At 62.0% G+C, this 12,486-nt stretch carries 12 protein-coding genes; 2 read left to right on the forward strand and 10 right to left on the reverse strand.

Annotated elements, in window-relative coordinates; translation table 11 throughout:
* Positions 1–17 precede the first annotated feature (17 nt).
* Both DSCA_RS01845 and DSCA_RS01850 read left to right on the forward strand, forming a co-directional pair.
* Positions 18–392, forward strand: a complete 375-nt coding sequence (locus DSCA_RS01845) for a hypothetical protein (protein ID WP_155314813.1) — start codon at positions 18–20, stop codon at positions 390–392.
* Positions 373–1,287, forward strand: a complete 915-nt coding sequence (locus DSCA_RS01850; RefSeq protein ID WP_155314814.1) for a tyrosine-type recombinase/integrase — start codon at positions 373–375, stop codon at positions 1,285–1,287. Before DSCA_RS01845 ends, DSCA_RS01850 begins: the two co-directional genes overlap by 20 nt.
* A gap of 423 nt (positions 1,288–1,710) precedes the next feature.
* Here DSCA_RS01850 and DSCA_RS01855 read toward each other — a convergent pair whose 3' ends face one another.
* The 10 genes from DSCA_RS01855 to DSCA_RS01900 all read right to left on the reverse strand — a co-directional run bounded on the left by DSCA_RS01855 (position 1,711) and on the right by DSCA_RS01900 (position 12,448).
* Positions 1,711–2,211: a hypothetical protein gene (locus DSCA_RS01855; RefSeq protein WP_155314815.1), complete on the reverse strand. Its 501-nt coding sequence runs from the start codon at positions 2,209–2,211 to the stop codon at positions 1,711–1,713.
* 91 nt (positions 2,212–2,302) lie between these two features.
* The gene (locus DSCA_RS01860) at positions 2,303–2,581 is read right to left on the reverse strand and encodes a hypothetical protein (RefSeq protein WP_155314816.1); all 279 of its coding nucleotides are present in this window, start codon (positions 2,579–2,581) and stop codon (positions 2,303–2,305) included.
* A gap of 3 nt (positions 2,582–2,584) precedes the next feature.
* Positions 2,585–3,355 (reverse strand): hypothetical protein, encoded by a 771-nt coding sequence (locus DSCA_RS01865; RefSeq protein WP_155314817.1) that lies wholly within the window; start codon positions 3,353–3,355, stop codon positions 2,585–2,587.
* Between the two features lie 488 nt (positions 3,356–3,843).
* On the reverse strand, positions 3,844–7,158 hold the full coding sequence (locus tag DSCA_RS01870; protein WP_155314818.1) for a CHC2 zinc finger domain-containing protein: 3,315 nt from the start codon (positions 7,156–7,158) through the stop codon (positions 3,844–3,846).
* On the reverse strand, positions 7,155–9,383 hold the full coding sequence (gene recD2, locus DSCA_RS01875; RefSeq protein ID WP_155314819.1) for an SF1B family DNA helicase RecD2: 2,229 nt from the start codon (positions 9,381–9,383) through the stop codon (positions 7,155–7,157). The genes DSCA_RS01870 and recD2 overlap by 4 nt, the downstream gene beginning before the upstream one ends.
* A complete protein-coding gene (locus DSCA_RS01880; RefSeq protein ID WP_013258639.1) occupies positions 9,335–9,817 on the reverse strand; it encodes an ERCC4 domain-containing protein in 483 nt (160 codons plus the stop codon). The genes recD2 and DSCA_RS01880 overlap by 49 nt, the downstream gene beginning before the upstream one ends.
* On the reverse strand, positions 9,817–10,290 hold the full coding sequence (locus DSCA_RS01885) for a DUF669 domain-containing protein (protein ID WP_155314820.1): 474 nt from the start codon (positions 10,288–10,290) through the stop codon (positions 9,817–9,819). Before DSCA_RS01885 ends, DSCA_RS01880 begins: the two co-directional genes overlap by 1 nt.
* A 12-nt stretch (positions 10,291–10,302) precedes the next feature.
* Positions 10,303–11,073 (reverse strand): ATP-binding protein, encoded by a 771-nt coding sequence (locus DSCA_RS01890; protein ID WP_155314821.1) that lies wholly within the window; start codon positions 11,071–11,073, stop codon positions 10,303–10,305.
* Positions 11,074–11,099: 26 nt separating this feature from the next.
* On the reverse strand, positions 11,100–12,116 hold the full coding sequence (locus DSCA_RS01895; protein WP_155314822.1) for a PD-(D/E)XK nuclease family protein: 1,017 nt from the start codon (positions 12,114–12,116) through the stop codon (positions 11,100–11,102).
* On the reverse strand, positions 12,113–12,448 hold the full coding sequence (locus DSCA_RS01900) for a hypothetical protein (protein ID WP_011367847.1): 336 nt from the start codon (positions 12,446–12,448) through the stop codon (positions 12,113–12,115). Before DSCA_RS01900 ends, DSCA_RS01895 begins: the two co-directional genes overlap by 4 nt.
* Between the last annotated feature and the right edge of the window lie 38 nt (positions 12,449–12,486).

The following is a 12,486-nucleotide window of genomic DNA, read 5'->3' on the forward strand; positions in this document are numbered from 1 at the left end:
ACAAAGGAGACATCGACATGACCGAATGCACCGTGCATCAAGCCGCCGAGGCTTTCATCGGCCACCTGCGAGAATCCGGAAAGAAGGAGCGGACCCTCTACACCTACCGGAAGGACCTCGACGCGGTGGAGGCCTTCTTCGGCGCGGATCGCCAGCTCGCCGAGATCCGGCTCCCCCAGGTCGGAAAGTTCTACAAGTCCGACCTGCTGCTCAAACTCCCTGACGGCAAGGAGCGGGCCGAACGCACCGTCGCCAAGACCGTCCGGGTGTTCCGCATGATGATGGTCTGGGCCAGAGAGTCGGGGCGCATCGAGGAGCTGCCTTTGCCCAAGAGCACGCCCATGGGTCACAGCCGGGTGAAGGAGTCCAGCGATGAGCATCCGAACGGCTGACCTCGACCTGACGGGCGCGACAGAGGCGTTCTGTGCCCGCCTGTCGGCCGAAGGACGCTCCCCTGCGACCATAGCCGCATACCGCCGGGACCTCGCCCTGGTGGCCCGCGTGACCGGGGAGCTGGCCCCGGGGATCGTCTGCAGGGAGGTCACGGTCGGGCTCCTCGACCAGGTGTTTTCCGCCGGGGCGGTCACCGAGAGTGAGCGAGGCCCACGCTCGGCGGCCTCGCTCCATCGGATGAAGGCGGCGGTGAGGGCCTTTTTCGCCTGGGCCGCCGAGACGGGCGTGGTTGGTGACAACCCGGCCCGGTCCATCCGCATGCATCGGCTGCCGAGAAAGCTGCCGGTCTTCCTGACCACCGCCGAAAAGAAACGTCTGCTCAAGGAGCTCAAGGGGCGGACCGATTTCTCCACGCTGCGCGACCGCGCCATGATCGAGGTGTTGCTGGGCACGGGGATCAGGCTTGGCGAGCTGGCCGCGCTCGACATGGATGACATCGACCTCGACGCCAAGCATCTGCGGGTGCGGGCCAAGGGGAATGTGCCGCAGGTCAAGTTCATCAAGACCGACCTCCGCACATTGCTGCGCCGTTTCCTGGCCGAGCGTCGTCGACACGGCCGCCCAGAAATGGAAGCCCTGTTCCTGTCGAACCGGGACGGCAGACTCTGCCAGCGGCAGATAGCCAACCGGCTCGCCCACTGGCTGCGGAAGGCCGGGATCGAAAAGGAACTGACGCCGCACGGGCTGCGGCATACCTTCGCCACCCACCTCTACGGCGCGACCAATGACCTGCTCGTGGTGCAGCGGGCCTTGGGGCACCGGGACGTGTCCACCACCCAGATCTACACCCACCTCGTGGACGGTCAGCTCGAGGAAGCCCTCGAACGCCTTTGATCCTTCCGGACCCGACGATGGGAGCGGCCTCGGCTGCTCCTGTTTTCGTTGGGCGAGACAGTGTCGAAGACAGTGAATGACAGTGCCCGCAGAAGAACACATCCGCCGATGATGAATGATCATGACGGAGGGTCTCTACCTCCCGGGCGGATCGGGAAATTTCGATTGACCGGAATTTCTCCTTCGCTGTCTGTCGGCCGCACATGGCAATATCTGCTTGGCTTATGCGGCTCGGCTTGTGCGCACACATGCCAAGCGGATATCGGGAGCTGCAGGAGGAAGTCGAGGAGTGGAAATGATGATCGACGGCCGGTGAATGCCGATTCCGAAAGTGCAAGGAACACGTCTTATCCGCAATTCCTGGTGAAGCAGTCTGCCGTAAGTCGCCGTGTGCCGGGGTCATCGGAAAAGCCCTCCATGGTGTTATCCGCAATTCTTTCCACGTTTTTTACGGCTGGAGGTCTTACCGGACGGAGCAGCGGCGGCCTCGGCCACCTTCTCGAGCAGCGCCGCCGCCCATTCCGCCGGAGAGGTCTGGGGGCCTTGCGGCTCCTCACCCTCGCGGGCGATCTTGGTGGTCTTGAGATCCTTCATGTGGCAGCGGATCATGCGGTCGAGCTTCTCGGCGGCGTCCGTGTTCCCCTCGATCTGGGCGCGGACCAGCTTCACCGAATAGACGCCCACCAGCTCCACCTGCAGGAAGTCGCTGGACTTGTTGAACTCGAAGTCCTGGTTGAGGCGGTCGATGATCGCGTCGAACATGACCTTCTCTTCCGGCGTCAGGCAGCGGTCGGCGAAGATGCCGTGACGCAGCCGGTTCTGGTTGCCCTCGGGCGCACCAGGCCCGCGCCGGGGCGGTTCGGTCTTGCCCTCGTTGCGATGCCAGCGGTCCAGCGTCTCTTTGTCCGGTTTGTTCAGTGCCACGTGGAAATCCTGCCGAATATTGTTTTCCCAAGCCGGGATGCGGGGCGGGAGGCCGATTTAGCCTCCAAACGCGCTCCCGCTGGTTCAGGGGTTACTTACCGGAAGCGGCGGCCAACTGTCGGTCCCGGTCCTGCTTTCGTTCGGCGGCGATGATCTGGTTGACGCGGCGGGTAGTCACTCCGGCGAGGTTGGAGATCTCCTGGCTGCTGATCCCCTGCAGATGAAGGGCAAGCACCAGGTCGCGGCGTTCCTGGTAGAAGCGGCTCGGTGCCGGGACCCAGAGAATTCCGGTGTAATGCTTCTGGATCTGATCGAAGAGTTCCTCGGGCAGGACATCCTTGGCGTTGGCGTAGCGTTTCTTTTTTTTCACGTCTCAATCCTCCATTTTCTTCATCCACGGCTGCGGCACCTCCGGGTTGTAGAATCGCAGCGTGCTGGGACGCCCGGACTTCGGCCCGTGGATAATTTCAATAAAACGCTCGGTGACCTCGCCAATCTCCTGATCGCCATCGACGAAACAGACCAGGCCGTAGTCCTCGCCGCAGGGAAACCGAAACCGGCCCTGGTTCTGATAGAGGCGTGCCTCGGACCAGCCCTTGGGCAGGGCCTCCTCACGGATGGCATCGACCTTGGCGACTGCCTGGGAAGTCACCGGCTGCTTACATTTCCAAGCTTGGTTCCCGGGATAAATCCAGTCCTTTGTGGCAACTACGACAGGTTTCTCCTGGGCCTCGGGACGAAGCGCGGGTGGCCGATAGTTCTTCGTGGAAAAGGAATGCAGTACCCCCTGCAGGTTTTCCTTGCCGAACTCCCGGATGGCCAGCTCCTGCAGGGCGTTGAATCGCTGCCGCAGCGTATTCCAGGCATCCTCGGGGAGCTTTCCGGCCTTGTGCGCGGCTTGGGCGGTGACCATGCGGGAACGTAGCCAGGCAAAGTATTCAGGCGACAGACGGCGACACAGCGTGCCGTTGATCTCCCTGTCTTCAGGCCAGTCGCGGGCGTCCTCGATCTTGTGAACGTCGAGCCCGGTGGAGACATAGATGGCGGGCTGCGGTGGTTGCGGTGGTAATGATGGGGTTTCACATCCAGCCGAGGCGTCCTGCCCTCCGGCGGTGTGCTTGATCATGGTTTTCAGAAGGCTCATGGCTTCAGGCTCCAGAAATACGGGTTAATCGCTTTTTCTGTTACTTACCGGAGCAGCCCTGAAACCGTCGGTGACCATCTGCTGCGGTGGATACGTGCGGTGGCTGCGGTGGTCGTGCGGTGGAAGGTTTTCTCGTCCCACCGCAGGGGATGGTTCTTTGTTTGTTATTTGTTTTTAGATAGTTATGAAGAAAGAGAAGATAGAGTGCGGTGGTTGCGGTGGTATTTGGGGAATGTCTCTCTCGCTGGGTCGGAATTTCTCTAGCGGGGGACGCCGGGTTGGTAGGAAGAAAAAAAATTTCAGCCCATAGGGGGTGAGACCTCTGGATTGACCACCGCAACCACCGCAAAGGCCATGAAAGCTCTGTCTGGTAAGGGTTTGGCGTGCGGTGGTCATCCACCGCAAGGGACAGCGGTGTTCACCGCACCACCGCAAAAGAAAAGGACGCCCGAGAGCGTCCTGGATGATTGGGTCAGTATGGCGTGGAATCAGAGGTTGGCGTTCTTGACGATCCGGTATTCGAAGTTCTTGGTGTGGGCGTTGCGCTGCCGGTCGATGTCAAACCCGGCGTCCCGTATGACGTCCAGGTCGTTGCTGATGCGCCGACCGAGCTGGGCGGGCTTCTTGTATTCGAACTCGAGGTTGAATTCCCGGCCGACCCTGCGTAGCGCCGCGAGCAGCCGTCCCGCCGACACCGGTTCCATAGTGTTCTCGTTCTCGAACCTCACCTGATAGCGTTCGATGAACCCCACCACGTGGTTTGCCCGGTCGTCCTCGCCGTAGCGGGCCTTCTCGTCCAGTTCCACCGCGTTCCGGTAGGCATGGAAGAGCGACGCCAGCGCCGTGGCAATGGGGTTCGACTCCCGCGCCATCTCCTGGCTGGTGTCGTTGATGGAATGAATCTGCTCGATGAACAGCGGGCTTAGATCCTCGAGTCCGGTGGTCACCTCGTGTTCCTCGGACCCGGCCAGCATCATCAGGTACATCAGGCTCAGATAATCGTTGCAACGGCGCTTGCCATGGGTCGGCATGGTTCGGTGCAGCAGACGCATGACCTGTTTCTGGGCTCCGTCCCGGATCATCGCCAGAACATGACTGGTTCGCTTCATAATGGCCGAGATGATCAGGTCCCGGTTCTGCTGGATGGCGGAAATGACCTCCGATTCCAGAAAGCAGTCGCTTGCCTGGTTGGCGAGGTCGAAGTTGATGACGAAGGACCTCGACAGTATCTCCGAAAGCTCCCCGCACAGCGGCTCGATGCCGGTGGTGTTCAGCAGGCATTTGGTCCGCTCGGTGATGGTCTCGCTGTCGGTGCCGCTCTTGCGCTTCTCTTTGGCGATGCCGGTGATGCTGGTCAGCATGAAGGTGGTCAGATCCTCGGTCATCTGCTTGACCTCGATGTTGTCGAGGACGATGAGCGGGTTCTGCGAGCCATCGGTGTAGTTCGCCGCGTCGGTGGCCTTCTTGTGCTGGGGCTCGCCGTAAAGCAGCGTTGAAGTGATCTTGCTGGCGGTGGTCTTTCCCGATCCGGCCGAGCCCTCGAATCGGGTCATGGGCCGTGTCCCGGCGAAGTCGATCAGCAGGAAACAGGAGAGCCAGGAAAGGATGAGAAAGCGATCCCCCTGCGGGCAGGTCATGTTGCTCACGAGCAGATCGACCAGGAGCCGGTCCGCCTCTTCGAGGTCGGCGTCGGGCAGGAATTTCAGCGGCTTCATCTTGCGCGAGCCGTCCAGGATGATGCCGTCCTCGTTGCCGCCGTTCTTCATGATCTGAATCTCGTCCGGGGTGATCTTGGCGATCTCGTGCTCCGGATTGTTCAGGTTGAAATAGACGGTGTAGGAGGCCACATCGGTGTGCAGCCAGGAAAAATGGTCGCGCACCTGGCCACGGATCATCGCCAGGCTGGGTAGTACCTCGAAAAATGTCCGTCCGCCGTTGGAGGTCGGCACCATGCCCGTATGCTTATAGAGCATGGCCGCGTAATGGCGCTTGCGGCCCCGGTCCGGTGAATCCATCCAATAGATGGCGTTGTCGAAATACATGAACGGCTCGCCCGGCAGGGTGTGAAAGAACTGGGCACCGTTGGAGGTGAACCAGTCGTAGGCGGCCTCGGCGGCCAGGGTGTAGTCGGGAGCGCCGTTCTCCAGTTCCGTGTCGATCAACACCTCGTCAACCCGGGCGCGGCATGATCCGGGCATCGCGCCGGACATCCGCTTGGCCTTTTTCTTTTCGTTGCGGAACTCGACCTTTCGGTCCTTCTGGATGGCGCGGATTTGTTCCTTCAGGGTGGCCATGGAGACGCCACCACCGATGCGCTCCTGCACCAGCTTCAGCAGACGGGCCTGTTCCAGCGGAGACTGCTCGGAAATCTCCCCCAGGATCGGCTCGAGCAGGCGGTTGCGTTCCTCCTCTTCAGCGCCCTCGGGCAGCGAGCGCACGCCGAACTCGATGGGCGTGCTGGCCTCGGCGAGCAGACGTTCGAAATCCTCCCGGGTATGCCCGGCGGCAATGTAATCGTTGACGTCGATCTTGGCAGTGGCGAGAAGCGCCTCGACCGCCTGGACTTCCTCGGCGGGACGTCCCGCCAGCAGCTTGGCCAGCTCCTTCGCCCCCACGCTCGCCGTCAGGCCGAAGCGTTCGGTCAGCTCCTGCCGGGCCGAGTTCTGTGTCTCCGACAAGGGCAGCGTCACCAGCCGGGTGTCGATCTTGTGTTCGGCCAGGGTACGGGCGGTTTGCAGCGCCCCCTTGAGACCGGCTTGGGAGAGTTCGTTGTCCTGACAGATGTAGACGGTTTCGACGCCGCGCAGCTTGGGGATCAGGCGCTCCCAATCGGCGGCCCGGATGCGGACGGTGACCGGAGATACGGTGGGCAGGCCCAGTTGCATCAGCGCCAGGCAATCGGTCACCCCCTCGGTGATGATCACCTTGCCGGGCCTCGCCAGCAGGCAGTCCTCGTTGAACAGCAGCGCGTTGTTGATGAAGTCGGCGACGTAAGGCCGTTGGTGTTCGTCGTGAACCGGCAGTTTCTTGTATTTCCCTTGCTCCCAGCCCACGTCCGGGGTCCACGGCGTCTTGCGGCCGATCATGAACACCACCCGGCCACGGCTCCAGTAGGGAAAGACGATCCGGCGCTCGAAAAATGGCGTCAGGCCGTCCTGGCTGGTGGGACGGAAAGCGCCGGTGGCGGCGAGCTCCCGCTTGGAGAAACCGTCCTCACCCCCGGTCAGTTGGGCGACCGCGCCGGACGCGTTGTCCGCGTAGCCGATCAGGAGATCGTCGATGGTCTCCTCGCTCAGGGCGTATTTGGATTTCAGCCAGTCGAGGACCTCCGGCGACTCTTTGAGTCTGGCGTGGTAAAGCCTGGCCAGCGAGGTCAGCGCGTCCTTGACCCGCAGTTCGAAGGCGCGGTCGGCCTCCGTCTGGGCGAGACGCTCCTGGCTGAGGCCATAGCGCGACAGCGGCGGCAAGCCCGCCTTCTTGGCGAGATAGTCCCGGGCCTGACGGTGGCTGTCGGGCATCGGACCGGATTGCCCGGCGGTGACCGAGCCCGTCTGAATGAACTCAACGAGCTGCAGCACATCACCGCCGACTCCGCAGCCGAAGCAGTACCAGCCCTGCTTGTCGAGCATCACGTGCAGCGACAGACGCGACTGGCTCTGATGGTTGGGGCAGTCGCACATCAAGCGCTGGCCGGTCTCTTGGGTGATCCGTCCCGGCAGGAGTTCCCGGGCCACGTCACCGATGTCCATCTCGGTGACGAGCCGGTAATACTCCCTGACGTTATCCGTTCCGCCCATACTCATTCGGCCTCCGCGACACGGGCGAAATCGGCCTCCGCGTGCTGGGCGGCGTCCAGAAACAGGGGCAGAAAGGTCCGACGGTCATCCACCTGGCAACGCTTGGCGCAATTCTGGATGCCCCAATGGTCGCCCAGGACAATGGCGGTGCGCCGGGCGCGGGTCACCCCGGTGTAGAGCAGATTGCGGTGGTGCATGAAGGAATGCGCCTTGTGGACCACCACCACGGCGCAGGGGAATTCGGACCCCTGGGTTTTGTGGATGGTGAGCGCATAGGCGAGCTGCAGGTCCTGAAGGTCGGGCGAACCCTTTTCCATCTCCACCGGCATGCCGTCGAAGTCGATGACCAGGGTGCCGTTCGCGAGGACATCGACCACATAGCCGATGGCACCATTCATCACGTTCAGGTCGTAGTTGTTCCGGGTCTGGATGACCTTGTCGTGATTGAGAAACGGGGCGCGGCGGCCCATAGCGACCGGCGGTACCTCGGCGTTCCAGAGCTTGCGCTGGATGAGCCGCTGCAGTTCCTCGTTCAGTTCCTTGGTGCCGAGCGGCCCCTTGTGGGTCGGCGTCAGCACCTGCACGTCCTTGATGATGTCGAACCCCAGGGCGTCGAGCCGCTCCTGAAACAGCTCCAGCAGGAACGAGCGTGCCGCCATCGGATCGGTGAACTGATCCACCAGGTACCAATCCCGGCATCCGGTCACCGATGCCTCGCTGGTCTTGCGCACCTCGCCCTTGAGAACGGCGGTGCAGTTCTCCTTAAGGACGCCAGCCTGGCGAACGACCTTGTCGAGGATGACCGTGGGGATGGCGCGTGTCTGGATCAGATCTCGAAGGATGTTTCCGGGTCCCACCGGCGGAAGCTGGTTGTGGTCACCGACCAGCAGCACCGTGGTCCGTGACAGGTCGACCGCCTCGAACAGGTGCCAGGCCAGCGGCACGTCGACCATCGAAAACTCGTCGACCACCAAGACGTCGGCATCGATGGGATTCTCCTTGCTGCGCGAGAAACCCTTGCCGTCATAGCCGAGCAGACGGTGAATGGTGGTGCCGCTGCGACCGCTGACTTCCTCCAGGCGCTTGGCGGCCTTGCCGGTCGGCGCGGCGAGCACGACCTCCAGGTCGCTCTCCTCGCAGATGGTGTTGATGACCGAAATGGTGTAGCTCTTGCCCGAACCGGCTCCACCCGAAATCAGGCTGATGCTGTGCTGGAGGGCCGAGCGGACCGCGTCGAGCTGCTTCTCGTTCAGCGTTGATGCGCAGCGCCGAATCAGGGCATCGAGTTTCTTGACGGACTGGAAATGAGGATTCGGTGTTTCGGCCTGGCCGAACAACAAGGCCAGCTCCCGCTCCATGCGGACGATCTCCGGCAGAGCGACCACGAAACGTCCGCCGTGGGAATCGCAGGCAAGCGCCTGTTCTTCGATGAGCGCGTCGAGGGCGCTCTCGATGCGGACCCGGCTGTCCAGGGCATCCATGACCAGCAGCAGATTGGCCTGATCCACCAGATCCTCGTATTCGATCCAGCAGTGGCCATTGTCCAGGGCATCACGGACGCAAAACAGCATTCCGGCCCGGATACGGGGAACGTGGTCCTTTGGGGTTCCCAGCTTGCGGGCGATCTTGTCGACCTTCTTGAAGCCGAATCCCCGGATCTCCCGAATGAGGATGTACGGGTCTTCTTTCAGAATATCGAGGCAATTGCCGCCGAGTCTTTCGACCAGGGTGGTGACCTGATGATGGGTCAGGCCGAATGCCGAAAGCCAGGCCATGACGGTGTTGACGCTGCGGTTCTTCAACCATTCGTCACGCAGCCGCTTGGCTGCATCCAGGGGCAGCCGGGCTTTGAGGGCGATGCGCTCAGGGTCACTCAAAAGGGTTTCTTCAAAGGCGTCGCCGAAACTCTCGACGATCAATCTGGCCTTGGCCGGACCAATGCCCTTGATCTCCGGATGGTTGGCCAGATAGTGGATCAGCCCTTCCGGATCGAGTTCGAGGTCGTGCTCCATCCCGTCGACCTTGAACTGACGGCCGTATTTGGGATGGGTGGACCACGACCCGAGCAGGACCACAGGCTGATTTTCCCGGGCGAACAAATTGCCCGCGAACTGGACTTCCTCACCGGTCGGGGTGAGCAGTCGGCCTGCGGAGAACTTGGGTCCGGCATAGTAAACGCGCTCTATTCTTCCCCGGAGTCGCGCCGGGTTACTCTCATTTCTTTTTGGCATCTCGCGATCCTCCGGTGAAAACGTGTCAGGTACTCCTCGACAAAACGGCAGGCGGCCTGCCGGTCCGAGCAGAAGTAGACGGGGACACCGAAGTCGACGACGATGGAGGCGACCGTTCCGATCAGCGCGTGCGGGTGGGCATCGCTGCGGTAGCGGCCATCGACCAGATCGCGAAAGTTGCATTCGACAACCACACAGGCGGATTCGTAGGCGGAGAGCTTTTCCAGTTCGCGGTGGAACCGCTTTCGCCCCCGGATGACGGTGGAGACGAAATCCGTCAGGGATTTACGCTCCACCGCCACCCGTTCCTCGAGGCCAACCAGCGAGTAATCACCGGCGGGCAGCGCCTTGCGAACCGCCGAAACCTTGTCGCTATCGAAGCTGTAGGGCTCCTGTTCGCGGGTGTCGACGACAACGGTGATCCGGTCCATCATCAGAACGGGATCATGTCGTCCATCGCCGCGCCGGGAGCCCCGGCATCGTCGGCCATGACAATGCGACGGTTGAAGTAGATGTTCTCGTTTTCACCGCGAGTGCGTTTGGTCACCTCCAGCTTGATATTGAGAAGCTGCTCGAGGTGGCCCGGCAGGTCGGAGAGCTTCTGAAGCTGCAGCCCGCAGGTGTAGAGGTCCTGCTTGAGCCACTTGATGTTCTCGTTGCTGGCCATGACGTTGTTGCGCCAGAGCAGACGGCCCTTGTAGGTCGGAGCGAGAATGCGCAGGGTCCACTTGAGCATGGGGTTGCCCGAGGTCTGGGCGCGGGTCAGTTCGACCCGGTCGACATTGACCTGGTACTTGCCGTCGGGGACGGCCTCGAACTCGCGTTCCTCGACTTCGGCGGTTTCAAAGGCGTCGTCGAACTGCGCCAGGTCGAGGTTGCTGCTGGATTGGTTTTCGTAGTGTTCCATGGTCGGCTCTCCTTACTGTTGAGGTTTCGCCGCCGCACTCGCGGTCGGCTCCGGCTTCGGCCGGGCGGCACTCGCCGCAGCTCCGGTTGCCGTGTTGTTGAACGCTTTCACGAAGCTCGAAAAATCGAGGGGGATGACTTCGGGGAGTCGGCCGGTGCGGTCACCGGCGTCGTAGTTGGGACTGGGCTTGGTGCGCATCACGCGCTGCCATACCGGCTTGCCGTCCTCGCCGGTTTTCATGTCCAGGTCGCAGAACAGGATCAGGTCCACCAGACCGGTGACCAGCTTCCGCGCCTTTTCCGGCAGCGTCGGCACGATGCGGGTGTGTTTGCCGGTCCGGGTCTCAATGTCCCGCTCCTGGGAGTGGGAGATCAGGATTAGCCCGTAGGGCAGGAAGGCGAGCTTGTTGATGACGCGCTGGAACTCGTTGTTGATCAGCGCGTAGCCCTTGCCGTAGCCCAGGTCGGATTCGTGCTCGATCTTGAATTTCTTGCAGACGTAGTCCGAGCACATCTTGTAGGCGTTATCCACCGTGTCGACGACGATGGTCTTGAACTCGTGCTTGCCCTCGGCGATTTCGGCGCAAGCCTGCAAGAGGTCGTCCCAGCAGGTGATCGGGGTCTGGAACACCTCCAGGGCGTTCAGACCCGGCTCGGTCGCCAGGAACAGTGCGTCATCGGCCTTGGAGCACCAGGTGCTCTTGCCGATCTTGCTCGGGCCGTACACCAGGGCGGTGAGATCCGAGAGCGTGTGTTTGGGTTTGCTTTTGGTCTTGGGAAGCATGGCTTCGTCTCCTTATGGTTGGGATTTCAGAACACCGGAGCGGCGTCTTCACCGGCTCCGTCCCGCAGCTCTTCGTGCGGGGCGATCCGTTGGAAATGGTTTTCGATGACGTTGGGGTTGCCGCCCGAGCGGCAGAGCTGGAAGTAGGCGCAGGGCCTTCCGTACTGGAAGCAGTAGCTGGTGTTGCGGTAGAAGATGTCGCGCCGACGGGCGTCGAGCATGGCCTTGGAGAGTTCCCACAGCTCCGCCCGCAGTTCCTCGAACTGGTCGTGGGAGATGTAGAGCACCTCGCGATGAAACATGCCCGGCTCGAGGTACTTCTCCTGGAGCCGTTGCTGGAAGGTTTCGTCGTCCTCCGGCAGCTTGCGCTTGGCGCTGCTCTTGCCGGTTTTCGACTTGGCGATCAGCTCCGCCCGGCGGGTCTCGAATTCGGCTTCGGTCTCACCCTTGCCCTGACGCAACTTGGCCTTGACCAGGACGTTGTAGATGATGCCGCTGACCGTGATGCCGAGGGTCTGCTCCAGGTACCAGGCGTAGAGGATGATCTGGAAATCGGTCCACAGCCGCTCCAGGTAGCTGGCGTCGATCTGCGAGGCGGTTTTGTGTTCCAGTAGGAAATACTGGCCATCCTGACGGACGATGCCGTCCACCTTCCCGGCGAGAATGAAACTGCGCGAGGTCGCCCCGGTCGCCGGGTTGACGATGGGACCTTCGAAGGTTTTCTCGAGCGCGACGACCTCGAACTCTTCGGCCGGGTAGTGTTCCGCATAGGCGCTCATCATGGCCCGGGCGAGATGCCAGTCGGCCTGTTGATGGTCGTCCTGCGCCCGGTTCGGATAGGTCCGGTCGATGTGGTCGAGGACCTTGGCCAGATTCCGCTCGCCGTGCCAGCACTCCAGGCAGTCGTGGATGACCGAGCCGAAGGCCAGATTGGGGTCGCGCTCGAGCGGCACCAGCTCGTCGATGTAGCGCCACTTGCAGGCCATGCGGCAGTTGCGGAACAGCCGCCACATGGAATAGGTGGTGGTCATCAGCTCGCTCATACCGCCACCCCCGCTTCGGCGGCGGGCGCTGCGCGATGCTTGGAGGCACAGGCGCAACCCGACGGCTGGGTACGTTCGATCAGGACCGAGCGTTCGCCGTATTCCTTGGTGGCGAAGCCGGTGAAAATGCGGGCGAGGTCGCTGCCGACATCGGTGGAGGCGTCGATCACGCAGGTGCGTCGGGCCTTGTCCAGATTGAACCGGCTCTCCATCCGCACACGGGAACGGCCATGCAGGCTTTCGACGGCCAGCATCGCCAGCATGAAAGTGTCTTCCAGTTCCTGGGCCGGGACCGACTCGTCAAAACGGTACTTGTAGGTGTCGTGAGTCATGGTTGAACTCCTCTTTTGTTCAGGTTCTGATTTCCGAG

Origin of the sequence: Desulfosarcina alkanivorans (assembly GCF_009688945.1) — a bacterium.
GTDB classification, from domain to species: Bacteria; Desulfobacterota; Desulfobacteria; order Desulfobacterales; family Desulfosarcinaceae; genus Desulfosarcina; species Desulfosarcina alkanivorans.

Excerpts from the sequence above, each read along its gene's own strand:
- DSCA_RS01880 (WP_013258639.1), bottom strand. The coding sequence starts at position 9,817 with ATGATGGACCGGATCACCGTTGTCGTCGACACCCGCGAACAGGAGCCC.
- DSCA_RS01890 (WP_155314821.1), bottom strand. The coding sequence starts at position 11,073 with ATGCTTCCCAAGACCAAAAGCAAACCCAAACACACGCTCTCGGATCTC.
- DSCA_RS01895 (WP_155314822.1), bottom strand. The coding sequence starts at position 12,116 with ATGAGCGAGCTGATGACCACCACCTATTCCATGTGGCGGCTGTTCCGC.
- DSCA_RS01865 (WP_155314817.1), bottom strand. The coding sequence starts at position 3,355 with ATGAGCCTTCTGAAAACCATGATCAAGCACACCGCCGGAGGGCAGGAC.
- DSCA_RS01885 (WP_155314820.1), bottom strand. The coding sequence starts at position 10,290 with ATGGAACACTACGAAAACCAATCCAGCAGCAACCTCGACCTGGCGCAG.
- DSCA_RS01900 (WP_011367847.1), bottom strand. The coding sequence starts at position 12,448 with ATGACTCACGACACCTACAAGTACCGTTTTGACGAGTCGGTCCCGGCC.
- recD2 (WP_155314819.1), bottom strand. The coding sequence starts at position 9,383 with ATGCCAAAAAGAAATGAGAGTAACCCGGCGCGACTCCGGGGAAGAATA.
- DSCA_RS01870 (WP_155314818.1), bottom strand. The coding sequence starts at position 7,158 with ATGAGTATGGGCGGAACGGATAACGTCAGGGAGTATTACCGGCTCGTC.
- DSCA_RS01845 (WP_155314813.1), top strand. The coding sequence starts at position 18 with ATGACCGAATGCACCGTGCATCAAGCCGCCGAGGCTTTCATCGGCCAC.
- DSCA_RS01850 (WP_155314814.1), top strand. The coding sequence starts at position 373 with ATGAGCATCCGAACGGCTGACCTCGACCTGACGGGCGCGACAGAGGCG.